Below are 24,466 nucleotides of genomic sequence, written 5' to 3' on the forward strand. Positions count from 1 at the left end.
GGGAACAGACAACGAGAACACACGGGGGTGTTCGACCTTGACCGACATCATCGAGAGGTTCACGGACAGCGACAGGGAGACCGGAGCGCAGGAGCGGCCGCTCGACAGCGGTGAGCTCACGCCGTACCTGGCTCCGCTGCCCGTCCCTCCCGTCCTGCGGCCCGCGTCCGACGACGTCCTGCGGGAGACCGAGATCGCCCTGCGCCCGGCCTGGGTGCGCCTGCACCCGCAGCTGCCGCCGACCCTGATGTGGGGGTACGACGGCCAGGTGCCGGGCCCGACCATCGAGGTGCGGCGTGGACAGCGCGTCCGCATCGCCTGGACCAACCGCATTCCCAAGGACAGCGAGTACCCGGTCACCTCGGTGGAGGTGCCGCTGCGCAGGGACGGCCGCCCGCAGGCCACCACCGAGCCCGGCCGTGCGGGCGTCGAGCCCAACAAGGACGTCGCCGCCCTGCCCGCCTGGTCGGTGACCCATCTGCACGGCGCGCAGACGGGCGGCGGCAACGACGGCTGGGCGGACAACGCGGTCGGTTACGGCGACGCCCAGCTGTCGGAGTATCCGAACGACCACCAGGCGGTGCAGTGGTGGTACCACGACCACGCCATGAACATCACACGCTGGAACGTGATGACGGGCCTGTTCGGCACCTACCTCGTCCGTGACGACGAGGAGGACGCCCTCCACCTCCCCGGCGGTGAGCGGGAGATCCCGCTGCTGCTGGCCGACCGCAACCTCGACACCGACGAGGACGGCCGGCTCAACGGCCGGCTGCTGCACAAGACGGTGATCGTCCAGGAGAAGAACCCGGAGACCGGCAAGCCGGTCTCCCTCCCGTTCACCGGCCCGTACACCACGGTCAACGGCCGCATCTGGCCGTACGCCGAAGTGGACGACGCCTGGTACCGCTTCCGGCTGGTCAACGCGTCCAACGCCCGCATCTACAGCCTCGTCCTGGTCGACGAGGACGACAACCCGGTCCCGGGCATCGTGCACCAGATCGGCAGCGACGGCGGACTGCTGCCGCGCCCGGTGCCGATCGACTTCGACGGCGCGATGCCCACGCTGAGCGCGGCACCGGCCGAGCGCTTCGACCTGCTCGTCGACTTCCGCGGACTCGCGGGCAGGACGCTCCGCCTGGTCAACAAGGGCCGCAACCAGCCGCCCGGCGTACCCGACCCGGCGGGTGACGTGCGCTACCCGGCGGTGATGGAGTTCCGGGTCCGGGAGACCTGCGAGACGGACACCTTCGAACTGCCCGAGGTGCTCTCCGGCTCCTTCCGCCGCCTCACGCACGACATCGAGCACGGCCACCGGCTGATCGTGCTCACCCCGCCCGCCACGAAGGGCGCGGGCGGTCACCCGGAGATGTGGGAGATGGCCGAGGTCGAGGACCCGGGCGACATCCAGGTCCCCACCGAGGGCGTCATCCAGATCACCGGCCCGAACGGCAGGACCAGGACTTACCGGCGCACGGCCCGGACCTTCAACGACGCCCTCGGCTTCACCATCGCCGAGGGTAGCCACGAGCAGTGGAGCTTCCTCAACCTCGCACCGATCGTCCACCCCATGCACATCCACCTGGCCGACTTCCAGCTGCTGGGCCGGGACGCCTACGACGTCTCGGGCTTCGACCCGGCGGTGGGCGGTACCCGCAGCCCGATCCGGTACGACGCCCGCACCCGGATCCCGCTGGCGCCCAACGAGCTCGGACACAAGGACGTCTTCCAGGTGCCGGGGAACCAGATGCTGCGCGTCATGGGCAGGTTCGACGGCGCGTACGGCCGGTTCATGTACCACTGCCACCTCCTGGAGCACGAGGACATGGGCATGATGCGGCCCTTCGTCGTCATGCCCGCGGAGGCGTTGAAGTTCGACCACGGCGGCGCCCACGGCGGCCACGGGGAGGGACACACCGGCTGAGGTGAGCGGTGCACGCGCGTGTGACGTGTCAGGCGTGCGTGGGCACCCTGCGCGCCGCGTGCTCGACCGCGGCTCGCGCCAGCGCCCGGACGACCGGGTGCGGGCGCGAGCCGTCGCCGGACAGCTCCGGCTGGAAGAGCGAGGCCAGGAAGAAGGGATGGCCGGGGAGTTCGGCGATCCGGACGTGGCCGTCCTCGTCGTGTCCGGAGAAGCGCAGCCCGTGCGCGCGCAGGGTGTCGAGGTGCCGGGAGGGGCCGTAGGCGCAGAAGTACCGTTCGACGGTCCGCTCGGCACCCATCACCGACTGGGCGAGCGAGCCGGGTTCGATCCGGACAGCCGCCTCGTGGCCGACCAGGGAGCAGGCCAGCGGTTCGATGAGGAAGTCCTCGGCGTCCGGGTCGGTCTCGGCGTGGGCGACCCGGGTCAGTCCGCACACATGACGGGCGTATTCGAGGAGCGCGTGCTGGAAACCGCCGCACGTGCCGAGGAACGGGATCCCCTCCTCGCGCGCCGTGCGGATCGCGGACAGCACACCCGCCTCACTGTCGTACGGGCTGCCCGGCAGCACCCACACGGCGTCGAAGCCACGCACCGCGTCGTCGGCCGCCGCGTCCCGCGACGGGATCCAGTAGGCGTCGAGGACGAGCCGGTCGCGTTCGGCGAGGGCCTCCAGCAGGAGCGGCACGCGGGTGTGCGAGGCGACGTTGGGGGAGCGGTCCCCGACGAGGGCGAGCCTCGCCGTCTTCACTGTCCGAGCAGCTGTGTTCGTCATGGACCTCATCCTGGGCGCGGGCCGCACTTCACGTCCAACGATGATCGGTGAACCTCCGATAAGCGGAGCTGATGCCCTGCGGGATGCTGTCCGGCATGGACCCGCATCTGCTGCGCACCTACGTCACCGTCGCCCGCCTCGCCTCGTTCTCCGACGCCGCCCGCGAACTGGGCTACACCCAGTCGGCGGTGTCCCAGCAGATCGCCGCGCTCGAACAGGACCTCGGCGCACCCCTGCTCACCCGCCGCCCGGTAGCGCCCACGGCGGCCGGTGACCGGCTCCTCGAACACGCGGGCCCGCTGCTGCTGCGCCTGGACGCCGCCCGCGCGGACGTCGTCCGTATGGCGGCCGCCCCCGAGCACGGACTGACGCTCGCGACCGCGGCGACCGCGCTCGCACCACGCGTCCTCGCCGCGCTTCCGCCCTCCGGCGTCACCCTGCGTGTGCTGCCGCGCGACGAGGTCCCCGCGGCCGTCGCCACCGGCACGGCGGACCTCGGCCTCGTCGACGGCCTGGCCGCCCCCAGCGACCCGCTGCGCCTGCCCGACGTGGCGCCGCTGACCACGTACGGCGTGGGCGAGGAACCGGTCCGCGTGCTCCTGCCCGACACGCACCCGCTCGCCCACCGCACGGGCCTGCGCCTCGGCGACCTGGCCGACGCCCGCTGGCTCGACGCCCCCGACGCGGGCCTGCCGCTCGCCCAGCTCCGCGCCGCGAACGGCGGCCAGGGTTTCCGTCGTGCCATGCGCTACGAGGGCACCGACGTCCGCACCCTCACGGCCCTGGCCGCGGCGGGACACGGGCTGACCCTCCTGCCGTGCTCGGCGGCCACCGAGGTGCCCGGCACGGTCGCCGTACCGGTCGTGGAACCGCGTGTCGTGCACCGCACGGAGCTGGTGTACGCGGGGGCGCCCGGGGGAGCGGCGGCGGTCGCGGAGGCGTTGGTGGGACGGCTGTGAGCGCTCCCGCGACCGAGGCGCCCGCCGGCCTCCCCGACGTGCCGTTCTCCCCGTGACGCCGATGGCTTCCCGTTCCTGACCACCGGTCAGTCTCACTCGATCGTGGCTCGTTGTGCGCCGGTGCGCAGGGTAGTCACCAGCCGGAGGCGATCCGATGGAACACACTGCGTTGCGACCCAAGCCCATGCCAGGTCAGCCGCCCGGCGACGGCGCCAGGACCGACCCCGGCGCACGACGCCCGCACACCGCGCCCCGCAGGTGCGGCCGACGGCTCACGGCCCTGTTGCCCGCCCTGCTCGTGGGGCTGGCCCTGGTCCTGTCCGGGGTCGGGCTCGGCACGGTGGGGGCCACGGTGATCGGCATGAGCAGACTCGCCGAGCTGCAGCGCCAGACCGGGCCGGACACCCCCGCGACCCCGGCCCCATCGGCACAGCCCGGCTCCTCGGCCGCACCGTCCCCGACGCCGGCCTCCTCGCCGGCTCCCGCCGCCGCGACCCTCGGCGTGGAGGCCGTGGACGCCGGGAGACCGGGCGCCCTGGTCGTCGGCCTCCATGTCCCGGGCCCGGGATACACGGCCGGCCTGGTCCGCGGCGACCTGATCCTCGCGTTCGACCGGACCCGCGTCGACTCGGCCGCCGACCTCGCGCGAGCCGTCGCGGGGACCCGCCCCGGCCGCGTGGTCACCCTGACGGTGCGCCACCGCAACGGCGGCTACCAGCAACTGAGGGCGGTCCCGGGCGTCGTCACCTGACCGCCTCACATCCCTGGGGGCGGCTTGGGCGAGTACCGGAAAACCACTGGTCACCTTCCGCCGCCCCGACCACGATGACCCCATGCTGACCACACTCGTCGCCTTTCTCGGAGCCTGCACCCTCGTCGCCGCCTCGCCCGGGCCGAGCACCGTGCTGATCATCAAGCAGTCGCTGCACAGCAGACGCTCCGGCTTCCTGACCGTGCTCGGCAACGAGACCGGCGTCTTCATCTGGGGCATCGTCGCCGCGTTCGGCCTGACCGCCCTGCTGACGGCGTCCGAGGTGGCGTACGACGTGATGCGGATCGTCGGCGCGGTCGTGCTCGTCGGCTTCGGCATCCAGGCGCTGCGGCAGGCGCGCCGCACCGAGGGAGCGGAGCAGGACGCCTGGCAGGGCGTCCACAAGAGCGGCTGGGCCTCCTACCGCGGCGGGCTGCTGCTCAACCTCGCCAATCCCAAGGCGGCCGTCTTCGCCCTGTCCTTCCTCCCGCAGTTCGTACCGGAAGGCGCCCCGCACCTGCCGACCATGATCGGCCTCGCCGCGCTCTGGGCGGTCTACGAAGTCGGCTACTACGGCCTGTACGTCTGGTTCGTCGGCCGTATGAAGGCCGTGCTGTCCCGCGCGGGCGTGCGCCGGCGCCTGGAACAGATCTCCGGGGGCGTGCTGCTGCTTCTCGGCGTCCGCATGGCACTGGAGAACTGACACCGTGCCCGACCAGCCGCCCGCGAAACCCGCCGACCGGCTCGCGCCGACCCCTCCGTCCGGGCAGGATGCTGCCCGTAGTCCCTATCAGCGCCCAGGGAGGCCCGGATGACCGGCACCGCACCCGCGCCCTTCACCGCCGACGACTACCGGGCCCGCATGGAACGGGCCGCGCGGACGGCCGCGGACGCCGGCCTGGCCGGCCTCCTGGTGGCACCCGGCCCCGACCTGGTGTGGCTCACCGGGTACGCGCCCACCGCCGAGACCGAACGCCTCACCCTGCTGGTCCTCGTCCCCGGCCAGGACCCCGTCCTCGTCGTCCCCGCCCTGGAGGCCCCCGACGCCGCGAAGGCCGCCGGCGCGCCCGGCCTGACCCTGCGCGACTGGACCGACGGCAAGGACCCCTACGCCGCCACCGCCGCCCTGCTGGAGGCGAGCGGCCGGTTCGGCATCAGCGACAACGCCTGGGCGATGCACCTGCTGGCCCTGCAAAGGGCGCTGCCCGGCGCCTCCTACGCCTCCCTCACCGACGCCCTGCCGATGCTGCGGGCGGTCAAGGACGCCGCCGAACTGGAGCTGATGGCGGCCGCGGGTGCGGCAGCGGACGCCACCTTCGAGGAGATCCGGAAGGTTCCGTTCGGCGGACGCCGCGAGTCCGAGGTCGCCGCCGACCTCGCCGACCTCCTTCGGCACTTCGGCCACTCCCAGGTCGACTTCACCATCGTCGCCTCCGGCCCCAACGGCGCCAACCCGCACCACGAGGTGGGCGACCGCGTCATCGAACGCGGCGACATGGTCGTCCTCGACTTCGGCGGCCTGAAGGACGGCTACGGCTCCGACACCTCCCGCACCGTCCATGTCGGCGAACCCACCGACGAGGAGCGCCGGGTCCACGACCTCGTACGCGAGGCCCAGGAGGCGGGCTTCCGGGCGGTACGGCCCGGCGTCGCCTGCCAGGAGGTCGACCGGGCCGCCCGCGCGGTCATCGCGGACGCCGGGTACGGCGAGTACTTCATCCACCGCACCGGGCACGGCATCGGCGTCACCACGCACGAGCCGCCGTACATGATCGAGGGCGAGGAGCAGCCCCTCGTCCCCGGCATGTGCTTCTCCGTGGAGCCCGGCATCTACCTGCCCGGCCGGTTCGGCGTGCGCATCGAGGACATCGTGACGGTCACCGAGGACGGCGGCAGGCGGCTCAACGACACGACCCGCGAGATGGTCATAGTGGACTGAACCGGCGACCGATCCCGGAGCAAGGAGCCCCCGTAGACCCCCGAGCGACAACGGCGCGACCATGACCCAGGCACCGACACCCACCGCGGACACCGTCCGCCGACTGGTCCGTTCCCTGCTCAAGGAGGGCGTGGACGACTCGGCCGGACCCGAGGTCCGCCCCGCCGCCCCGGGCGCCGACCCCGCCACGTGGCTGGTCGGCACCCGGCATGTGCTGCGCCTCGCCCCCGACCGTGCGGCCGCCGCCCGCCAACGCCGGGAACTGCGCCTTCGCGATCTGGTCCGCCCGCACGTCCCGGTCGCGGTGCCGACGAGCGTCGCGCACGGCGAGTGGGCGCCCGGGCTGACCTACACCCTGGACACCAAGGTGCCCGGCGGGTCGGGCGGGGAGCACGACGTGTCCGCCGTCGGCGAGGCCGACCTGGCCGGGCTGCTCACGGGGCTGCGCGAGGTCCCGGTACGGCAGGCCGAGACGCTCGGCGTGCCGCGCGCCGCCCCGCGCTCGCTGGAGGCCCTGCGCCGCGCCGCCGAAACCGCCGCCGGGCGCCTCGCCGCCGCCGACGAGTTCGACGCCGCCCGCCTGCGCCAGCTCACCCAGCCGGCCGCCGTACAGCTCGCGGCCCAGCCCAACACAGCGGTCCTCGTCCACCACGCCCTCACTGGCGACCACCTCGTCGTCAGCGCCGACGGCCGGGTGCGCGGCGTCCTCGGCTGGGCCGACACGGTCCTCGGCGACCCCGCCGAGGACATCGCCGGCCTCGCCCTCGCCGTCGGCTCCCCGGCCGCCGTCCGCGCCGCCACCCTCGCCGGCTACAGCGCCCGCCCGTGCCTGCGCGGCCTCTGGCTCGCCCGCTGCGACGCGGTCGTCCGCCTCGCGAACCGCCTCGACGGCAAGGGCGGGACACCACCGCAGGTGCTGCGGGCGCAGCTGCGCAACGCATGGGAGGCGATCCTGCTGGAGCGGGTCACGGAACTCAGGGACGACGAGGCGGACGGGGAGCTGTAGGGCGGGCGGACCAGGCGGCGCATACGCGGAGCAGGAGGCACCCCCGGCGGACCCGCCCGCCCTGCCCGTTCACGCCTGCAACAGCACCACACCCGACTCCCCGGGCACATGCAGCACCCCGTCCGCACCCGGCGCCGCCACCGGCTCCCACGCGGCGAGCACCTCCGCCCGACGCGGCCCCAGGGGGATCGCCGCCGGCTCCTTGGCGAGGTTGACGGCCACGCGTACGTCGCCGCGGCGGAAGGCGAGCCAGCGCTCGTGCTCGTCGTAGGCCACCTTGGTGTCGGCCAGGTCGGGGTCGGTGAGGTCGGGGTGCTCGTGACGCAGCGCGATGAGACGGCGGTACCAGGCCAGCACGCGCGCGTGGGGCTCGCCGGCCGGCTCGGACCAGTCGAGGCAGGAGCGTTCCCGGGTCGCCGGGTCCTGCGGGTCGGGCACCTCGTCCTCGGCCCAGCCGTGCGCCGCGAACTCCCGCCGCCTGCCCCGCCGTACCGCCTCGGCGAGCTCCGGATCGGTGTGGTCGGTGAAGAACTGCCAGGGTGTGCCCGCGGCCCACTCCTCGCCCATGAACAGCATGGGTGTGAACGGCGCGGTCAGCGTCAGCGTCGCCGCGCAGGCCAGCAGGCCGGGGGAGAGCAGGGCCGCGAGCCGGTCGCCCTGGGCCCGGTTGCCGACCTGGTCGTGGGTCTGGCTGTAGCCGAGGAGGCGGTGCGCGGCCACGCGCGCCCGGTCCAGGCGGCGCCCGTGGCTGCGGCCCCGGAAGCTGGAGTAGGTGCCGTCGTGGAAGTAGCCGCCGGTGAGGGTCTTGGCGAGGGCCGCCATGGGCGCCCGGGCGAAGTCGGCGTAGTAGCCCTGGGACTCGCCGGTCAGCGCGGTGTGCACGGCGTGGTGGAAGTCGTCGTTCCACTGCGCGTGCAGACCGAGGCCGCCCTCCTCGCGCGCGGTGATGAGCCGGGGGTCGTTCAGGTCGGACTCCGCGATCAGGAACAGCGGCCGGCCCAGGCCGGCGGCGAGGGCGTCGACGGCCGTCGACAGCTCCTCCAGGAAGTGGCACGCGCGCGTGTCCACCAGCGCGTGCACCGCGTCCAGCCGCAACCCGTCGAGCCGGTAGTCCCGCAGCCAGGCCAGCGCGCTCTGCACGAGATACGCGCGCACCTCGTCCGAGCCGGGCGCGTCCAGGTTGACGGCGGCGCCCCAGGGCGTCTGGTGGGTGTCCGTGAGGTAGGGCCCGAAGGCGGGCAGATGGTTCCCGGACGGGCCGAAGTGGTTGTGCACGACGTCGAGGACCACGCCCAGGCCCAGTTCATGGGCCCGGTCGACGAAGCGTTTCAGCGCCTCGGGCCCGCCGTACGGCTCGTGCACGGCCCACAGCGACACCCCCTCGTACCCCCAGCCGTGCCGCCCGGGGAAGGGGCTCAGCGGCATCAACTCGACATGGGTGACGCCGAGTTCGGCGAGATGGCCGAGGCGCTCGGCTGCCGCGTCCAGCGTGCCCTCGCGCGTGTACGTGCCCACATGGAGCTCGTACAGCACCGCGCCCGGCAGCGGCCGCCCGGCCCACTCGCCGCGCCAGGCGTACCGCCCGTGGTCGACGACCGCGCTCAGCCCGTCCGGGCCGTCCGGCTGGCGGCGCGAGCGCGGGTCGGGCAGCACGGGGCCGTCGTCGAGCGCGAAGCCGTACCGGGTTCCGTCCCGCGCCTCCGCCTCCCCCCACCACCATCCCGCGCGATCGGGATCGCGCTCCAACGCGCGCGTGGTGCCCTCGCAATGGAGGGTCACTCGGTCGGCCTGCGGTGCCCACACCTCGAACTGCACGGACGGTTCCCCTTCGTCTGCTCACCGTGATGTAGCCCGTCCATGGTGCTTCAAACGAGATCAATCCGCTTTTGAATCTTCCCTTTTGCGGCAGGTGTCGCGGCCGGTGGCGTCGATCACGCACGCGTGGCGGCCGTTTCCGCGTTTTCTGGACACCGGGGGTTCACTGCCCGACAATCAGCACCGTGACGTCGTCTTTCGAGTTCAATACCTACCCCGCGCGGCTCTCCGACGTGGAGCGCGACAAGGTGCTGAAGGTGCTCCGTGACGGCGTCGCCATGGGCCGGCTGTCGCACGACACCTTCGTACGGCGCATGGAACTGGCCCTCGCCGCCCGCCGTGTGGACGAGCTCGCCGTGCTCACCGCCGACCTGCCCTCCGAGAGCCGCCTGTCGCGTCTGGTGTTCGGCACCGTCGAGGCGGTCTCCGGCTTCACGGTACGGCTGCGCAGGGCCTGGCAGGCCGAGCGGCTGCCCAAGCTGCTGCTGCCCCACCCCGCGGCCGGTCATCCGCTGCGGATCGGCCGCGACCCCGCCAACGGACTGCGGCTGACCCACGAGACGGTGTCCCGGGTGCACGCGGAACTGAGCCACCAGGCCGGCATATGGGTGCTGCGCGACCTCGGCTCCACCAACGGCACCACGGTGAACGGCCGACGGGTCATCGGTGCCGTGGTGGTCCGCGAGGGGGACCAGGTCGGCTTCGGCCGGATGTCGTTCCGGCTCGCCGCGAACTGAGCCGGACTGCTGAGCCGGATTACCGAGCCGGCTTACTGAGCCGAACCTTAGCTCTGGCCTTGGTTTTACGCGATGCGTTGATCATGTGTTGACCGAAGTCCCCTTGCCCACCGCGGTGTTGACGTACTCGTCAAGTCGTGACTGACTGTGCGTACACCATGCACACCAGGTGAATCGACGGCACCACATTGTGGAGGTGTGCCCTGCCGCCACTCCTCCGCTACCCGAGCGTCGACGAGCTGGGCGCCCGGGCGCACGCACTCGTCGCCCGCCGCCCCCGCGAGGCACGGCTGCGCCGTGTGGGGACGTCCCGCGCGGGCACGCCCCTGTGGCTGCTCTCCGTCGGCCACGGCAGCCGCCAGACCCTCGTCGTGGCCGGCCCGCACGCCAACGAGCCGGTGGGCGGCGCCACCGTGCTGCGGCTGGCCGAACGGGTGCTCGCCGACCCCCGTCTGCACGAGGGCGCCGACGCCACCTGGAACCTGCTGCTGTGCCTCGACCCCGACGGCCTGCGCCGCAACGAGGGCTGGGTGCACGGCCCCTACACCCTCGGCGGCTACTTCCGGCACTTCTTCCGGCCCGGCTTCCTGGAACAACCCGAATGGCTGCCCGACGGCGCGGCCGGCGCCACGCTGCCGGAGACCCGTGCCCTGCTCGACCTCCAGGACGAACTGCGGCCCTTCCTCCAGTGCTCCCTGCACGGCGTCGACGTCGGCGGCGGCTTCGTCGAGCTGACCCACGACCTGCCCGGCCTCGCCCGGCGCGTCGCGCACACCGCCGCCCGCCTCGGCATCCCCCGCGAGCTCGGCCCCTACGACACCCTGTACTGGCCGGAACTGGGACCCGCCGTCTACCGGATCCCCATGCCGCGCCGGGGCGACCTGGCCGCCGCCATCACCGAGGCGGCCGTCGAGTCGACCTGGTTCCATCCGCACCGGCACGGCACGGTCACGGCGGTCGTCGAGGCCCCCATGTGGGGGGTGGCCGCGGTGGAGGACGGTGCCCCGCACGCCGATGAGGAAACGGTCCTGCGCATGGTGAGCCACACACTCCGCCACGACACCCGCGTCCTGGAGCGGCTGCTGGAGCGCCTGCGCCCGCACCTTCCCGCCGGACCGGAGACGGCCCGGCTGCTCGCCCCGGTGGACGACTATTTACTGGTCTGCCCCGGGCTCGCCGACGCATGGGATCCCGACGTCGAGGTCCCCGTCGGCGTGCACCCTTTTCCCCCGCTCAGCACCGCCCACCTGGCCGCCCTGCGCATCGCCGGGCGGCGCCTGGCCCTGCGGACGGCCGGGCTGCTGCACCAGCTCGTGCGGGGCGCCGGGCGCGATCCGGCCGGGGCGCTGCCGGAACTCGACCGGCTCCTCGACGAGTGGTGCGAGGACTACCGCGACGGCTGCGGGGCGCGCTGGATACCGGTCGCTCGACAGGTGGAGTACCAGTCACGGGTGGTGCTCGCCGCGTTCGAACTCGCCGGGCGATACGCGCCCGCCCGCTCCCGTTCGGGTGAGTCGGGGTGGAATGCCGGGGCTGCCGTGCCGATGCATCGGGAATGACGCAACGCATCACAGCGGTACGAGGCGGTCTGCTGACGGCAGCCGCCGCCCTCGCCCTCGGCGCGGCTGCGCCCCAGGTGACGGCTCAGGACTCCGACACCGGCAACTGGCTCTTCGTCACGGTCACCCGCGGTGACGGCCACCATGACGAGTCGCCCGGCAGGCTGCTGCTGTGCGATCCGCCGCAGGGCCACGCCAAGGCGGCCGAGGCCTGTGCGGACCTTGAGCGGGTCGGCGGCGACATCCGCCGGCTCGACCGGAAGGACGCCTTCTGCCCGATGATCTACGCGCCGGTGACCGCCCACGCGCGCGGGGAGTGGAACGGACGCCGGATCGAGTACCGGGAGACGTTCGCGAACGGGTGCGGGATGGCCGCGCGGACCGGGGCGGTGTTCGCGGTGGACGGCTGACGCCGCACCGCACGGCGCTGCACGCGCGCGTGCGGCGGCGCGGCTCACGCCGCCCGGTCGCGCGCGTGCAGCGCCGCCGCGAGAACGGTGCGGGACTGGTGTTCCACCTGGTGCTCCAGAGGCACCCAGCGGGCGCGGAAGCGCTCGGCGAAGGCGTCGCTCCAGGTCGCCACCAGGCGTTCGAGACGGGGTGCCGCGCAGTCGTCGGCCTCCTGCAGGACCCGCAGCAGCATGGCCGCCGCCCGCAACGGCAGCCGGCGGCCGAAGGCGTCCACGCTCCCGACGTAGGCCATGGTGTTGTCGGCGGGCGGCGTGTGCATCCAGTCGGCGGCCAGCCCCGGCACCAGCTCCAGCGCCCACTTCGCGGCCCGCAACAGCGGCCCCTCGGCGCCGTCCAGGCGGGGGAGCGCCTCGGCGAGCACCCGCTCCACCTCCAGCGCGTCCCGCAGCAGGCGCGCCCCCAGCCGCCGCATCGCCCTGGCCGGGGCCGGATGCGGCGCCGGATCGTCCACCAGGTCGCTCGCCCACATCGGCACCTCGACGACCGCGGTCAGGCCGCCGTAGCGGTGCACGTGGTACCAGGTGCTGCTGCGCGCGTCATCCGGCATGCTCGGGTACGCCGCGCCCGCGCCCGGCGCCGGCATCACGTGCACCCCCGGCCCGGACGCGGGCCAGCCCGCCGCGTCCGAGGCCCCGGTCTCCACCGGGATGTGCAGCTCCGCCGCGGACTTCGCGAACGGCTCGGCGAGTCCGGGGACGTCCTTGGTCAACTGCACCCAGCTGCCGCCGAGATCGGTGCCGTGCAGGGTCACCTGCAGATAGGGGCGCAGTTCGTCGATGACCCCGGTCAGTGCGCGCGTCTCCGGCGGCAGCCGGTCGGGCGGCAGGGCGGCCGGTGCCCACTCGGGCTGCTCCGGGGCCGCGGGCCGGAAGAAGCCGAGGTGGTAGTCGAACAGAGTGCGGGGTGCCGGGGTCACGTGCAGGCTCGCCCCGTCGGGATCCGCGCAGAGCAGGAAGTGCCAGGAGGTGTCGGCCCGCAAGCGTCTTTCGTGCAGGACGCGTTCGGCGACGGCGAGGAGGGTGCAGCCGCCGGTCGGTTCGTTGGCGTGTGCGCCCGCGACCACCAGGACGGCGCGCCGGGCGCGGCCGATGGACAGCAGGTGGAGGGGTCTGCCCGCGCGGGAGGCCCCCACCTGTCTCAGCGTGCACAAGCCGGGTCGGTGAGCGGCCAACGCGCGGGCGGACAGAACTAGTTCGGCATGGGTGGGGTAGCGCGGCTCCGGCAGAAGACTCACCCCCGTCACATCCGCCCGGCTTCGCAATCCGCAGTACCCCACGGTCCGGTTTAGGTGTCAAGGAGTTCACGGGGGAGGCTCCCGGGGGCGCCCAGTTGCATTCACCGCCCCGCCGGTGCGGCGGTGGGCGCCGACGGGAGCGCGAGGCCCGTCGCGTCGCTCCACGAGGGTGACTTCCGGCCCATGGACCCCAGGAGGGCCGCCGGACGCCCGGGCGCGAGGGACGCGTGGTCGTTCGTCACCACGCGCCGGCCGCCTGCCCCGAGCCCCCGGAGCACGCGCGGGCACGAGCCGGTCACCGGGACGATGCCACGGCGCGCGGTGCAGCCGTACACGCCGACTGCGCGCTCGACGGACACGCTCTCCCGGATTGTCCCTACCGCGCGGGCGGACGTACGGCAGTACGGCCGCACCGCCCGCTCACTTCGGCCCCTGCCCGCCGACCCGCTCCAGCAACGCCACCGGCAGCCGCTCGAAGAGCTCCTCCACGCGCGCGTGCCCGGTGAACTCCCGCTCCGGAGCCAGCACGTCGGCCCACCGCCCCGGCGGCAGCGGCAGCAGCGTGTCACGCCAGCCACCCGAGCGCGCCAGCCGCAGCGACAGCCGCGTCACGGCGGTGACCACCTCACCGGAGCGCGCGAAGGCCACACAGTGGGCGGCCGCCGGGCCCTCGGCCGTCAAGGGCGCGTACGACGCCGAGTCACCGAACACCTCGGGGCGCCGCCTGCGCAGCCGTAGCGCGGCGGCCGTCACCGCGCCCTTCTCACCCGGGTCCTCGGGCGGGAACCGCACGGCCCGCCGGTTGTCCGGGTCGACCAGGGCGAGGTACTCGCCCTCGGTGCCCTGGTAGACGTCCGGGACGCCCGGCATCGTCAGCTGGGTCAGGGCCACGCCCAGCATGTTCGCCCGGATGTGCGGCCCCAGACCGCTCCGGAAGGCGGCCACACGCTCGCCCGGCGCCCCGCACGGCCCCGCGGCGACGAACGCCGCCACGGCCTCCTCGTACGGCGGCTCCTGTTCCGTCCAGCTCGTGAACAGCCCCGCCTCGCGCACATGCTTCAGCAGCGCACCCTGAACGCGGTCGACGGCCGCCTCGCCCAGCCCGAACACCGTCTGCCAGGCAGCCCACGCCAGCTGCGCGTCGGGCACGCCCTCGCCGTCGCGCGTCACCTCGGCCAGGACGTCCGCCCAGCGCTCCGGGCACTCGGTGAGCACCGCCAGCGCGGCCCGTACGTCGGCGCTGCGCTTGGTGTCGTGCGTCGATGCGACCGTCCCGGTCACCGGCCAGTCGCGCTGCACGCGCGCGCAGTACGCGTGGAACTCGTCGGGCGTGACCGCCGGGCTCCCCGGGTTCCCGCCCACCTCGGTCGCCGACAGCAGCGGCACATAGCGGTAGAACGCGGTGTCCTCCACCGACTTGGCCCGCAGCGCCGACGCCGTCTGCGCGAACCGGGTGCGGAACTCCACATGGTCCGGCCCGTCGCCGGCCCGCCCGAGGACCAGTTCCCGCACGGCGTCCACCGCACCGGCCTCCTCGGGCACGACGAAGGCGAGCCGGGCCTCCTCCGCGGCCTGCTCGGTGACCACGCGGGCCGCGTCCCCGGAGGCGTACGGCCGGTAGACCTCCAGCCGGACGAGGAGCTCCTGCAGGGCGGTGCGCAGCGCCCAGGGCGCGCGGTCGCGCAGCGCGGGCTCCGGCGACGTGGCGCACACGCGGTGTGCCACGTGCGTCAGCCGGTCGATCTCGGTGGCCAGCTCGTGCGTGAGCACCTTGTACGCCGCCCGCCGCGTCGTCGCCTCCCAGTCACCGCCCCGGTCCGTCTGGGGGGCCGCGAACCGCCGGTACTGCCCGAGGAGTTCCCCGAACCCCGCCGGGTCGGTGAAGAGGCCGTCGATGTGCCGCAGGGCGTCGTAGCCGGTGGTGCCGGCGACCGGCCAGGAGGCGGGCAGGTGCTCACCGTCCGACAGGATCTTCTCCACGACCGTCCAGCGCCCGCCGGTCGCCTCATGGAGGCGCTGGAGGTACGCGTCCGGGTCGGCGAGGCCGTCCGGGTGGTCGATGCGCAGTCCGTCGATCACGCCCTCGTGGAGGAGCTGGAGGATCTTGGCGTGGGTGGCCTCGAACACCTCCGGGTCCTCGACCCGCACCCCGATCAGCTCCGAGATGCTGAAGAACCGCCGGTAGTTGAGCTCCGTACGGGCCAGCCGCCACCACACCGGGCGGTACCACTGGGCGTCCAGGAGCTGCGGCAGCGGCAGGTCCTCGGTGCCCTCGCGCAGCGGGAACACATGGTCGTAGTAGCGCAGGACGTCGCCCTCGACCCGCAGGCGGCCGAGCTCCTCGCCCAGCGGGTGCCCCAGCACCGGCAGCAGCACCTGCCCGTCCTGCGCCTCCCAGTCGATGTCGAACCAGCGCGCGTACGGCGACTTCGGGCCCTCGCGCAGCACCTCCCACAGGGCGCGGTTGTGGCGCGGGGCCATGGCCATGTGGTTCGGCACGACGTCCACCACCAGCCCCAGGCCGTGCTCGCGCGCGGTGTGCGCCAGCGCGCGCAGCCCCTCCTCGCCGCCCAGTTCCTCGCGCACGCGCGCGTGGTCCACGACGTCGTAGCCGTGCCCCGACCCCGGGACCGCCTCCAGGACCGGGGACAGATGCAGGTGCGAGACGCCGAGCGAGGCCAGATACGGCACGGCCGCCGCCGCGGCCCCGAACGGGAACGCGGGCTGCAGCTGCAGCCGGTAGGTGGCGGTGGGCGCCGTCGGGTCAGGTCGCTCAGGTGTCATGGAAAGCTACGTACCCGCCTCGCCGCCCTTCCTGTCATCCGGCCCCGCCACGTGGTCCCACGCGCGTGCCCCGACGAGGACGACGGGGCCGGGACACGCGCGCCGAGGCACTGCCCTCCTAGACCGGCCGCTGCAACACCGTCAGGCTGCGGTCCACCAGCGTCAACCGGTCCCCGGCCTGCACCTTCGCGCCCGTCCCCGGCGGCACCCCGTCCGTACGGGCGGTGTCGACGACCACCTGCCACTGGCGGCCGTGGTCGACCGGCACGACGAAGTCGAGGGTCTTCGGTGAGGCGTTGAACATCAGCAGGAACGAGTCGTCGGTGATGCGCTCCCCGCGCGGGCCCGGCTCCGAGATCGCGTTGCCGTTGAGGAACACCGTCAGCGCCGACGCCTGCGCCCGGTCCCAGTCCCGCTGGGTCATCTCCTTGCCCTGCGGAGTGAACCATGCGATGTCCGACAGGTCGTCGTGGGTGCCCTCCACGGCCCGGCCGTGGAAGAAGCGCCGCCTGCGGAAGACCGGATGGTCCCGGCGCAGCCACACCATCGCGCGCGTGAAGGCGAGCAGCTCGCGGGGCAGGCCGTGCCCGGCCGCCCCGTCCTCGCCGGCCTCGTCCTCGCCCGGCCACTCCACCCACGCCAGCTCGCTGTCCTGGCAGTAGGCGTTGTTGTTGCCGCGCTGGGTGCGCGCGAACTCGTCTCCGTGGCTGATCATCGGCACGCCCTGGGACAGCATCAGCGTGGCGATGAAGTTGCGCATCTGGCGGGCGCGCAGCTCCAGGACGGCCGGGTCGTCCGTCTCGCCCTCCGCCCCGCAGTTCCAGGACCGGTTGTGGCTCTCGCCGTCCCGGTTGTCCTCGCCGTTGGCGTGGTTGTGCTTGTGGTCGTAGGAGACGAGGTCGTGCAGGGTGAAGCCGTCGTGGCAGGTCACGAAGTTGATGGAGGCCAGCGGGCGCCGCCCGTCGTCCTGGTACAGGTCGGACGAGCCCGTCAGCCGGGACGCGAACTCCGCCAGCGTGCGCGGCTCCCCGCGCCACAGGTCCCGTACGGTGTCGCGGTACTTGCCGTTCCACTCCGTCCACAGCGGCGGGAAGTTGCCCACCTGGTAGCCGCCCTCGCCCACGTCCCACGGCTCGGCGATCAGCTTCACCTGGGAGACGACCGGGTCCTGCTGCACCAGGTCGAAGAACGACGACAGCCGGTCCACCTCGTGGAACTGCCTCGCCAGCGTGGCCGCGAGGTCGAAGCGGAAGCCGTCGACGTGCATCTCGGTGACCCAGTAGCGCAGCGAGTCCATGATCAGCTGCAGCACGTGCGGGGACCGCATGAGCAGCGAGTTCCCGGTTCCGGTGGTGTCCATGTAGTAGCGCGGATCGTCCGTGAGCCGGTAGTACGAGCGGTTGTCGATGCCCCGGAAGGACAGCGTGGGCCCCAGGTGGTTGCCCTCGGCGGTGTGGTTGTAGACCACGTCGAGGATGACCTCGATGCCGGCCTCGTGCAGCGCCCGCACCGCCGACTTGAACTCCAGGACCTGCTGGCCGCGGTCACCCCAGGAGGCGTACGCGTTGTGCGGGGCGAAGAAGCCGATCGTGTTGTAGCCCCAGTAGTTGTTCAGGCCCATGTCGACCAGCCGGTGGTCGTTCACGAACTGGTGTACGGGCATCAGCTCCAGTGCCGTCACACCCAGCTCGGTGAGGTGCTCGATGACCGCCGGGTGCGCGAGGGCGGCGTAGGTGCCACGCAGCTCCTCGGGCAGCCCCGGGTGGCGCATCGTGAGGCCCTTCACATGGGCCTCGTAGATCACGGTGTGGTGGTACTCGGTGCGTGGCGGCCGGTCGTCGCCCCAGTCGAAGTACGGGTTGACCACGACCGACGACATGGTGTGCGGCGCCGAGTCCAGGTCGTTGCGTTTGTCGGGTTTGTCGAAGTGGTAGCCGTACACCTCCTCGCCCCAGTGGATCGAGCCGCTGACCGCCTTGGCATAGGGGTCGAGGAGCAGCTTCGCGGAGTTGCAGCGCAAGCCCCGCTCCGGTGCGTAGGGCCCGTGCACCCGGAACCCGTACCGCTGCCCCGGCATGACGCCCGGCAGGTACGCGTGCCGTACGAACGCGTCGCTCTCCCGCAGTTCCACCGCCGTCTCCGAGCCGTCGTCGTGCAGCAGACACAGCTCTACTCGGTCCGCGGCCTCCGTGAAGACCGCGAAGTTGGTGCCGGCGCCGTCGTAAGTGGCACCGAGTGGATATGCCTCTCCAGGCCAGACCTGCATGGATACGACTCTTTCAGCTCGAGCGCGCCGTCGGGGCGGCCTTGGCGTCGAGTCTCCCCGAAAGTGATGGAACCACCTATGACTTACGTCCCTCTTACCGGTCGACCAGCGCATACGAGGTATGCCGAACCAGTGGGGCCAACACGTACTCCCGGGGACGTACGGGGAGTAGGGGGAAGATGTGCGCAAGATAGTGCACCGCCATCTGGGCAAGGTGGTGGCCGGTGCGGCCATCGCGGTGGCCGGAACCGCCGTGATGGTCGGCATCACCCTGCCGGGGACGGCCGGGGCCGACGAAACGGGAACGGACAACAGCGGCCGGGCCGCCCAGCAGGCCGCTCAGGGGCAGGGACAGGGGGCCGGCGCGGTGCCGCCGGGCGTCGTCGAACAGGCCCCGGAGGAGGGTGACCGGGGCACGGGCAACGACCCGCTGACCGACGACGAGATGGAACGCGCGGCGAAGCTCGCGGCGAGCCCGCAGCTGCGCACCGCCGGCGAGGACGTCGAGGGCGACCGCGGTCCGCAGCGCGTCGGCGTCGACCTCGCCGAGCCGGATGCCGACGAGCTGGACAGGGCGGACGCACCGCGCCGTGCCGAGGTGACGTTCTACGACTACAAGGCCGACGCGCTCGTCACCAGGACCGTCAACCTTGACACCGGGAAGGTCGAGCAGACCGTCACCGAGCACGGCGTCCAGCCGCCGCTGAGCCGTGCCGAGTACGCCGAGGCGGCCAGGCTCCTCATCGCCGACCCGCTGGGCGCGGGCATGAAGGCGGACTTCAAGGACGCCACCGGCAAGGAGCTCACCTCGCCGGACCAGCTGCTGCTCAACGGCGCCGTGTACCGGGCGGCTCCGGGCGCCCAGCCCGCCGTGCTCGACAAGTGCGGCGAGCACCGGTGTGTGCGGCTGTTCCCGAAGGTCAAGAACGGGCCCTGGATCGACGCCCGGTCCTTCGTGATCGACCTGAGCGCCCGCAAGGCCGCCAAGCTCGACATCGGCTGAACCTTATCGGTTCAGTTTTCCAACTCGCACCCCATGTACTTGCACCTCCTGTAAGGGAGTCACTTCTTCATGCGCGAAAAGAGTTCGATCAGCGGCCCCCGGCCGAGAATGAGCCGTGCCCGCAAGGGCGCCGCCGTGGGCCTGTCCCTGGCCGCGCTGGCCGCCGGCGCGACGACCGGGGCGGCACCCGCCTCCGCCCAGCCGAAGAACGCCCCGGCGCCGGCGGCCGACTGCAGCGCCGCCTACCGCATCGAGCAGAAGCTCACCGGCGGCACGACCTGGCGGATGTGCTGGCGCTACGACGGCAAGGCCGGGCTCGTCCTGGAGAAAATCTCCTACCAGCCCAAGGGCGAGACCAAGCCGATCAAGGTCCTCAACAGCGCCCGGCTCGGCCAGATCCACGTCCCGTACGACGACGGAAGCGTCGAGTACGACGACCTGACGGGCTTCGGCTTCGCCCAGGGGCTGATGAACCTGGCGCCCGGCGAGTGCCCCGGCGGCACCATCAAGACGGTCAAGGTCCCAGAGGCCTGGGACCCGCAGAACGCCGACGTCAAGGGCCTGTGCACCACCACGCGCGCGCGTGGCCACGCCTACCGCATGCAGGGCGACGCCGCGAACAAGGTCTACCAGGCGCAGAGCAAGGACCTGCTCGTCTACACGGTCAACCAGGTCGGCTGGTACGAGTACATGACCGAGTGGCGCTTCCAGGACGACGGCACGGTCACCATGAACGTCGGTGCCACCGGCAGCCTCTCCTACGACGACTACGACGCCGGCGACGGCCGCGGCTGGCCCATCGGCAAGGGCGACCGCGCCAAGGCCACCAGCCACAGCCACAACGTCTTCTGGCGGCTCGACTTCGGCCTCGACGGCTCCACCAAGAACCGGATCGAGCAGTACGACTCCGCCGTGACCGCGCCCGCCTCGGGTGACCCCGCTCCGAAGACCAGGACCACCCGCACGAAAATCGCCAAGGAACTCGCGGGCGACGCCAAGAACTACCGCTGGTGGCGCGTGGTCAGCGCGACCGGGAAGAACAAGGACGGCCACGCGCGGTCCTACGAGATCGTCCCCGGCGCCAGCACCAAGTACCCGGGCCGCAGCTACACCAAGCACGACATGTACTTCACCGAGTACAACAAGTGCGAGAAGTTCGCCACGCACAACCCCGGTTGCGGCAACGGCCACCCCAAGTCCGTCGACAAGTGGGTCAGCGGCCAGGCCCTGACACACCCGATCGCCTGGATGAACGTGGGCTTCCACCACATCGCCCGCGACGAGGACCAGCAGCCCATGCCGGTCCACTGGCAGGGATTCTCCATCGTCCCGCGGGATGTCACCGCTATGAATCCGCTCACTCCGAGCGAGCTCGCCTGGCAGAACGGGCACTGGCGGCCGCGTAGTTGAGAAACGACCCTGTCCATCCGGCTGCACCGCCCGCCGCTCCCGGAGTACCCTTCCTTGATCGTTGGGACGGGGAGTGCTCGGGGGAGCGGAAGGCGGTGCGCGGGTGGGCTCGGGAGGGCTGGAGTTGCCCCCTGGTGACGAGGGTCACGAGGGGAACTCCACAGACGTCCCGCCCGGCACGGTGTCCCTGGCCAGGCCGATGGAGACGGGCTCCATCGGGCCGGAGCTGGACTGGGACACCGACGCCTGGCGCGAGGTTCGGACCCGCGCCCAGCGAGCCGGCCGGGCCTACATCTGGCTGAACCTCGTCGAGCAGCGGCTGCGCGCGGTCGTCGCGGCCGTGCTGCGCCCCATCTACGAGCCCGTCCACGGTGACGACTGGGTGGTGGCGGCGGCCGGACCGGCCGGCCAGGAGTGGGTCCAGCGCGCGGTCGCCGTACGCGAAGTCAGCCGCCGCAAGGGCTACTTGCTCGACCCGGCCGACGACAACGTCCTCAGCTTCCTCACGCTGCCGCAGCTGCGCGAGCTGATGGTGCAGCACTGGCCGTGCTTCGAGCCCTATATCGACGACCGCCGGGACGTCGAACTCGCCCTGGACGAGCTTGAGGTGACCCGCAACGTCGTCTCACGCAACCGGGCCCTGTCCGAGGCCGTTTTAAACCAGGCCGAGCGGGCCTCGGCACGCCTGCTCGACATTCTCGGCGCGGGCGGCGACGTGCCGTCCGCGCGCCGGCTGCCCGTCGACGCGGTCGAGGACCTGGTGGGCGACCGGTACGCCGACGTGGTCGCCGTGCACCCCGACCGGGTCCGGCTGCTGCGCCAGTTCCCGGCCGAGGACATCTTCGGCGGCGCCCGCCGGCTCGACGCCATCGGCATCGGCCTCAACCTGCTCGTGCAGAACTTCTCCGGGCGGCGCCTGGTGCGGCTCGCCGAGTCCGGCTGCCGGGTGCGGCTGCTGTTCCTGAACCCGGCCTCCAGCGCGGTCAAACGGCGCGAGCGCGAACTCGGCATCAAGCGCGGCGAGCTGAGCCGCGCGGTCGAGATGAACATCCTGCACATGCGCCGGGTGCGGTCGCGGCTGCGGGACCCGGGCGCCTTCGAGATCCAGGTCTTCGACGAGACGCCCCGCTTCACGGCGTACCTCGTGGACGGCGACGGTTCCGACGGCGTCGCGGTCGTGCAGTCCTATCTGCGGCGGACACGGGGGCTGGAGGCGCCGGTCCTGGTGCTCCGCAACGGCAGCAGGGTGGTCAAGTCGGACGAGATCGACGAAGGCGGGCTTTTCCCCACATACCGCGAGGAGTTCGAGCTCATGTGGGCGGATTCGCGACCGGTGTCCTGAACTGTTCCGGCGGGGAAGCGGAATGCGGTCCTCTGATTGTCAGTGGCCCATGGGAAGGTGGAGACCACTGGGGGAACGCACCACCAAGAAGGGGGGCCGCCCATGGGCTGGCACCGGGAGCTGCTGATCGGCTTCGACCTGGAGACGACCGGGACGGATCCGCGCGAGGCGCGCATCGTCACGGGGGCCGTGATCGAGGTCATGGACGGGCAACGCACAGGTCACAAGGAGTGGCTGGCGGATCCGGGCGTGGAGATCCCGGCCGACGCGGTGGCCGTGCACGGGATCAGCAACGAGCGCGCGGCCTCGGAGGGCCGCCCGGCCGACCAGGTGGCGGACGCCATCGCCGACGTCCTCGTGGCGTACTGGAAGACGGGCGTGCCGGTCGTCGCCTACAACGCGGTCTTCGACCTGAGCCTGCTCTCCGCCGAGCTGTGGCGGTACGGCCTGCCGTCCCTGCGTGACCGCCTGGGCGGCCTGGATCCCGCCCCGGTCATCGACCCGTACACCATCGACCGCTGGGCCGACCGCTACCGCCGCGGCAAGCGCAACCTCGAAGCGGTCTGCCGGGAGTACGGCATAGCCCTGGACTCCGCGCACGACGCCTCCGCCGACGCCCTCGCCGCGGCCCGCCTGGCCTGCGCGATAGCCACCCGCCACCCCAAGATCGCGGCCCTCGGCCCGGCGGAACTGCACCGCCGCCAGATCGACTGGTACGCCGATCAGGCGGCGGACTTCCAGAACTTCCTGCGCCGCAAGGGCGACCCGGCCGCGGTCGTCGACGGGACATGGCCGCTGAGGGAGCCGGCGGGGGAGACGGTGGCGGGCGAGAAGGTCTGAGGACCGCACGCGCGGGCCGCCGCCCCCGTCTCCGACAGCACCCTCCGTCACACCGCAGTCGAAGCCGAAGCCGCAGTCGAAGCCGAAGCCGAAGCCGAAGCCGAAGCCGAAGCCGACGGCTCCGGCTCCGACGCCGCAGCCGGCGACGCGATGCGCTCGACGCGGGGCTTGGCCAGCCGCTCGTAGTCGGCGCCCGAGATGAGCAGTGAGCGGTCGAGGCGGGCCGCGTTGAAGTACAGCTTCGGCTGGGCCACCACGTCCGGGTCGGCGACCAGTTCGAGGTCGGGGTCGAAGCTGAACGGCAGGACGGTGCCGGGGACGGCACGGGCCAGCCGCTCGGCGGTCTCCGGATCGCTGAAGCCGACATAGCGGGCGGCGAACAGCGACCGGACGGCGTCCAGGTCCACCCGCCGGTCCCCAGGGACGACCGCGAGGACATGGCGGGTGGTGCGGCGGTCCACCTTGACCCGCAGCACGATGCACTTCGCGGCCTCCGAGGCCGGGTGCCCGCGCAGCGCACACACGGCCTCGGTGGCTCCTTCGGGCTCGTGGTCGATGAGCCGGTAGTCGACGCCGGCGGAGTCGAGCAGGGCGATCAGGTGGTCGTGAGTGTCGTGGAGGACGCGGTCGGGCATACGGAGTCCTTGTCGAGGGGGTGGGGCGAGGGGAGTGGGGGTCGTGGTGCGGTCCGGTGCGTGCGTTCCACCGTCTGCCCCCAGTACGTGCCGGCGACCATCAGGGCCGCCCCGAGGCCGGTGAGCGGCGTGAGGTGTTCGCCGCCGAGGGCCACACCGATCGCGACGGCCCAGACCGGCTCCGTGCCCAACAGCAGGCTGGCCCGGCTGGCGGAGGTGCGCTGCACGGCCCAGGTCTGGGCCAGGAAGGCGAACACACTGCAGAACAGGGCGAGATACAGCAGCTGGGCCCAGGTCGCCGGGTCCGCGTGGACCAGCGTCGGCAGGTCGAGGGCGGCCATCGGCAGGAACAGGGCAGTGCCGACGAGGGTCTGCACGGTCGTCAGGTGCAGCGGGCGGATCGCCCGCCCGGTGGTGAGGCGGCCGACGAGCGCGACATGCGCGGCCCGGATCAGCGCGGCGCCGAGCATCAGCAGATCGCCGAGGCGTGGCGCCTGGAAGCCGTTGCCGGACATCAGCAGTCCGATGGCGAGGACGCACACTCCGGTCGCGGCGAAGAAGGAGACGGGCAGTGCGCCGCGGTGGCCGCCGCGGTCGAGGAGCGGGGTGAGGACGATGGTCAGGCTGATGATGAGCCCGGCGTTGGCGGCGCTGGTGTGGGCGACGCCGTACGTCTCCACGACCAGAACCGCGGCCTGGGTCACCCCCAGGAGCAGACCGGCGCGCAGTTCGTCGCGCGTCCACCGGCGCGGCCCGTGCCTCCCGGCGGCGACCACCCCGAGACAGGCCAGCGCGGACAGGGCGTAGCGGGCGAACAGCACCAGCAGGACGGGGAGCGCGGCAGTGGCCGTCTGGGTCGACAGATAGCTGGAGCCCCAGACGAGCGCGACAAGGAGGAGTACCGCATCGGTACGGCGTACGTCGGACACGGGCCTACGGTGCACCGGCGACGTCCCTGAAGCCCAGTACCACTTCCTAAAATGATCATTTAGAAGTCCTACATCGTCCCTAGACTGCGG

Annotated in this window: 21 protein-coding genes; 13 read left to right on the forward strand and 8 right to left on the reverse strand. The window is 72.6% G+C overall.

What is annotated here, in order from left to right; genetic code table 11:
* Positions 1-37: 37 nt before the first annotated feature.
* Positions 38-1,924 (forward strand): O-aminophenol oxidase PhsA, encoded by a 1,887-nt coding sequence (gene phsA / locus AQI70_RS15470; protein WP_062149328.1) that lies wholly within the window; start codon positions 38-40, stop codon positions 1,922-1,924.
* Positions 1,925-1,952: 28 nt separating this feature from the next.
* Here the strand turns inward: phsA and AQI70_RS15475 are convergent, their stop codons facing one another.
* Complete coding sequence (locus AQI70_RS15475; RefSeq protein ID WP_425264616.1) at positions 1,953-2,672, reverse strand: CTP synthase C-terminal region-related (seleno)protein; 720 nt, start codon at positions 2,670-2,672, stop codon at positions 1,953-1,955.
* A 119-nt stretch (positions 2,673-2,791) separates the two neighbouring features.
* Between AQI70_RS15475 and AQI70_RS15480 the strand changes: the two genes are divergently transcribed.
* From AQI70_RS15480 to AQI70_RS15500, 5 genes are all read left to right on the forward strand, one after another.
* A complete protein-coding gene (locus AQI70_RS15480; RefSeq protein WP_062150077.1) occupies positions 2,792-3,655 on the forward strand; it encodes a LysR family transcriptional regulator in 864 nt (287 codons plus the stop codon).
* Between the two features lie 154 nt (positions 3,656-3,809).
* Positions 3,810-4,406, forward strand: coding sequence for a PDZ domain-containing protein (locus tag AQI70_RS15485; RefSeq protein WP_062149334.1), 597 nt, complete (start codon positions 3,810-3,812; stop codon positions 4,404-4,406).
* Between the two features lie 82 nt (positions 4,407-4,488).
* On the forward strand, positions 4,489-5,109 hold the full coding sequence (locus tag AQI70_RS15490; protein WP_062149337.1) for a LysE family translocator: 621 nt from the start codon (positions 4,489-4,491) through the stop codon (positions 5,107-5,109).
* Between the two features lie 108 nt (positions 5,110-5,217).
* The gene (locus AQI70_RS15495) at positions 5,218-6,345 is read left to right on the forward strand and encodes an aminopeptidase P family protein (protein WP_062149340.1); all 1,128 of its coding nucleotides are present in this window, start codon (positions 5,218-5,220) and stop codon (positions 6,343-6,345) included.
* 61 nt (positions 6,346-6,406) lie between these two features.
* Positions 6,407-7,351: an aminoglycoside phosphotransferase family protein gene (locus tag AQI70_RS15500; protein WP_062149343.1), complete on the forward strand. Its 945-nt coding sequence runs from the start codon at positions 6,407-6,409 to the stop codon at positions 7,349-7,351.
* A gap of 69 nt (positions 7,352-7,420) precedes the next feature.
* Here the strand turns inward: AQI70_RS15500 and treZ are convergent, their stop codons facing one another.
* The gene (gene treZ / locus AQI70_RS15505) at positions 7,421-9,166 is read right to left on the reverse strand and encodes a malto-oligosyltrehalose trehalohydrolase (protein ID WP_062149346.1); all 1,746 of its coding nucleotides are present in this window, start codon (positions 9,164-9,166) and stop codon (positions 7,421-7,423) included.
* Between the two features lie 185 nt (positions 9,167-9,351).
* Here treZ and AQI70_RS15510 point away from each other — a divergent pair, with 185 nt between their 5' ends.
* From AQI70_RS15510 to AQI70_RS15520, 3 genes are all read left to right on the forward strand, one after another.
* A complete protein-coding gene (locus tag AQI70_RS15510; protein ID WP_062149350.1) occupies positions 9,352-9,903 on the forward strand; it encodes a DUF1707 and FHA domain-containing protein in 552 nt (183 codons plus the stop codon).
* 188 nt (positions 9,904-10,091) lie between these two features.
* Positions 10,092-11,462, forward strand: a complete 1,371-nt coding sequence (locus tag AQI70_RS15515; protein WP_062149353.1) for a M14 family zinc carboxypeptidase — start codon at positions 10,092-10,094, stop codon at positions 11,460-11,462.
* Positions 11,459-11,872, forward strand: coding sequence for an SSI family serine proteinase inhibitor (locus AQI70_RS15520; protein ID WP_062149356.1), 414 nt, complete (start codon positions 11,459-11,461; stop codon positions 11,870-11,872). Before AQI70_RS15515 ends, AQI70_RS15520 begins: the two co-directional genes overlap by 4 nt.
* A gap of 44 nt (positions 11,873-11,916) precedes the next feature.
* Here AQI70_RS15520 and AQI70_RS15525 read toward each other — a convergent pair whose 3' ends face one another.
* The 4 genes from AQI70_RS15525 to glgX all read right to left on the reverse strand — a co-directional run bounded on the left by AQI70_RS15525 (position 11,917) and on the right by glgX (position 18,217).
* Complete coding sequence (locus tag AQI70_RS15525; protein WP_062149359.1) at positions 11,917-13,167, reverse strand: M14 family zinc carboxypeptidase; 1,251 nt, start codon at positions 13,165-13,167, stop codon at positions 11,917-11,919.
* A gap of 101 nt (positions 13,168-13,268) precedes the next feature.
* Positions 13,269-13,526: a hypothetical protein gene (locus tag AQI70_RS15530; RefSeq protein ID WP_062149362.1), complete on the reverse strand. Its 258-nt coding sequence runs from the start codon at positions 13,524-13,526 to the stop codon at positions 13,269-13,271.
* 61 nt (positions 13,527-13,587) lie between these two features.
* Positions 13,588-15,951 carry a malto-oligosyltrehalose synthase gene (gene treY, locus AQI70_RS15535; protein WP_062149365.1) on the reverse strand — a complete coding sequence of 788 codons (2,364 nt, stop codon included), beginning with the start codon at positions 15,949-15,951 and terminating at the stop codon, positions 13,588-13,590.
* Positions 15,952-16,069: 118 nt separating this feature from the next.
* Positions 16,070-18,217 carry a glycogen debranching protein GlgX gene (gene glgX, locus AQI70_RS15540; RefSeq protein WP_062149368.1) on the reverse strand — a complete coding sequence of 716 codons (2,148 nt, stop codon included), beginning with the start codon at positions 18,215-18,217 and terminating at the stop codon, positions 16,070-16,072.
* Between the two features lie 181 nt (positions 18,218-18,398).
* Here glgX and AQI70_RS15545 point away from each other — a divergent pair, with 181 nt between their 5' ends.
* The 4 genes from AQI70_RS15545 (at position 18,399) to AQI70_RS15560 (ending at position 22,812) form a co-directional block, all read left to right on the forward strand.
* Positions 18,399-19,220, forward strand: a complete 822-nt coding sequence (locus tag AQI70_RS15545) for a hypothetical protein (protein ID WP_062149371.1) — start codon at positions 18,399-18,401, stop codon at positions 19,218-19,220.
* Between the two features lie 69 nt (positions 19,221-19,289).
* Complete coding sequence (locus tag AQI70_RS15550; protein WP_062149374.1) at positions 19,290-20,630, forward strand: copper amine oxidase; 1,341 nt, start codon at positions 19,290-19,292, stop codon at positions 20,628-20,630.
* Positions 20,631-20,703: 73 nt separating this feature from the next.
* Positions 20,704-21,972 carry an SAV2148 family HEPN domain-containing protein gene (locus AQI70_RS15555; RefSeq protein ID WP_208607379.1) on the forward strand — a complete coding sequence of 423 codons (1,269 nt, stop codon included), beginning with the start codon at positions 20,704-20,706 and terminating at the stop codon, positions 21,970-21,972.
* Positions 21,973-22,074: 102 nt separating this feature from the next.
* Positions 22,075-22,812, forward strand: coding sequence for a 3'-5' exonuclease (locus AQI70_RS15560; RefSeq protein WP_062149380.1), 738 nt, complete (start codon positions 22,075-22,077; stop codon positions 22,810-22,812).
* Between the two features lie 47 nt (positions 22,813-22,859).
* On the opposite strand, the gene AQI70_RS15565 is transcribed toward AQI70_RS15560, so the two are convergent.
* Entirely contained in the window at positions 22,860-23,447 is a 588-nt protein-coding gene (locus AQI70_RS15565) for a YbaK/EbsC family protein (RefSeq protein WP_062149383.1), read from the reverse strand.
* Positions 23,408-24,376: a DMT family transporter gene (locus tag AQI70_RS15570; RefSeq protein ID WP_062149387.1), complete on the reverse strand. Its 969-nt coding sequence runs from the start codon at positions 24,374-24,376 to the stop codon at positions 23,408-23,410. The genes AQI70_RS15565 and AQI70_RS15570 overlap by 40 nt, the downstream gene beginning before the upstream one ends.
* Positions 24,377-24,466 lie beyond the last annotated feature (90 nt).

The sequence above is a fragment of the Streptomyces curacoi genome (genome assembly GCF_001513975.1).
Lineage (GTDB): Bacteria > Actinomycetota > Actinomycetes > Streptomycetales > Streptomycetaceae > Streptomyces > Streptomyces curacoi.

Coding starts and splice junctions, on each gene's coding strand:
- AQI70_RS15480 (WP_062150077.1), top strand. CDS start 2,792: ATGGACCCGCATCTGCTGCGCACCTACGTCACCGTCGCCCGCCTCGCC.
- AQI70_RS15485 (WP_062149334.1), top strand. CDS start 3,810: ATGGAACACACTGCGTTGCGACCCAAGCCCATGCCAGGTCAGCCGCCC.
- AQI70_RS15490 (WP_062149337.1), top strand. CDS start 4,489: ATGCTGACCACACTCGTCGCCTTTCTCGGAGCCTGCACCCTCGTCGCC.
- AQI70_RS15495 (WP_062149340.1), top strand. CDS start 5,218: ATGACCGGCACCGCACCCGCGCCCTTCACCGCCGACGACTACCGGGCC.
- AQI70_RS15500 (WP_062149343.1), top strand. CDS start 6,407: ATGACCCAGGCACCGACACCCACCGCGGACACCGTCCGCCGACTGGTC.
- AQI70_RS15520 (WP_062149356.1), top strand. CDS start 11,459: ATGACGCAACGCATCACAGCGGTACGAGGCGGTCTGCTGACGGCAGCC.
- treY (WP_062149365.1), bottom strand. CDS start 15,951: ATGACACCTGAGCGACCTGACCCGACGGCGCCCACCGCCACCTACCGG.
- glgX (WP_062149368.1), bottom strand. CDS start 18,217: ATGCAGGTCTGGCCTGGAGAGGCATATCCACTCGGTGCCACTTACGAC.
- AQI70_RS15550 (WP_062149374.1), top strand. CDS start 19,290: ATGCGCGAAAAGAGTTCGATCAGCGGCCCCCGGCCGAGAATGAGCCGT.
- AQI70_RS15560 (WP_062149380.1), top strand. CDS start 22,075: ATGGGCTGGCACCGGGAGCTGCTGATCGGCTTCGACCTGGAGACGACC.
- AQI70_RS15565 (WP_062149383.1), bottom strand. CDS start 23,447: ATGCCCGACCGCGTCCTCCACGACACTCACGACCACCTGATCGCCCTG.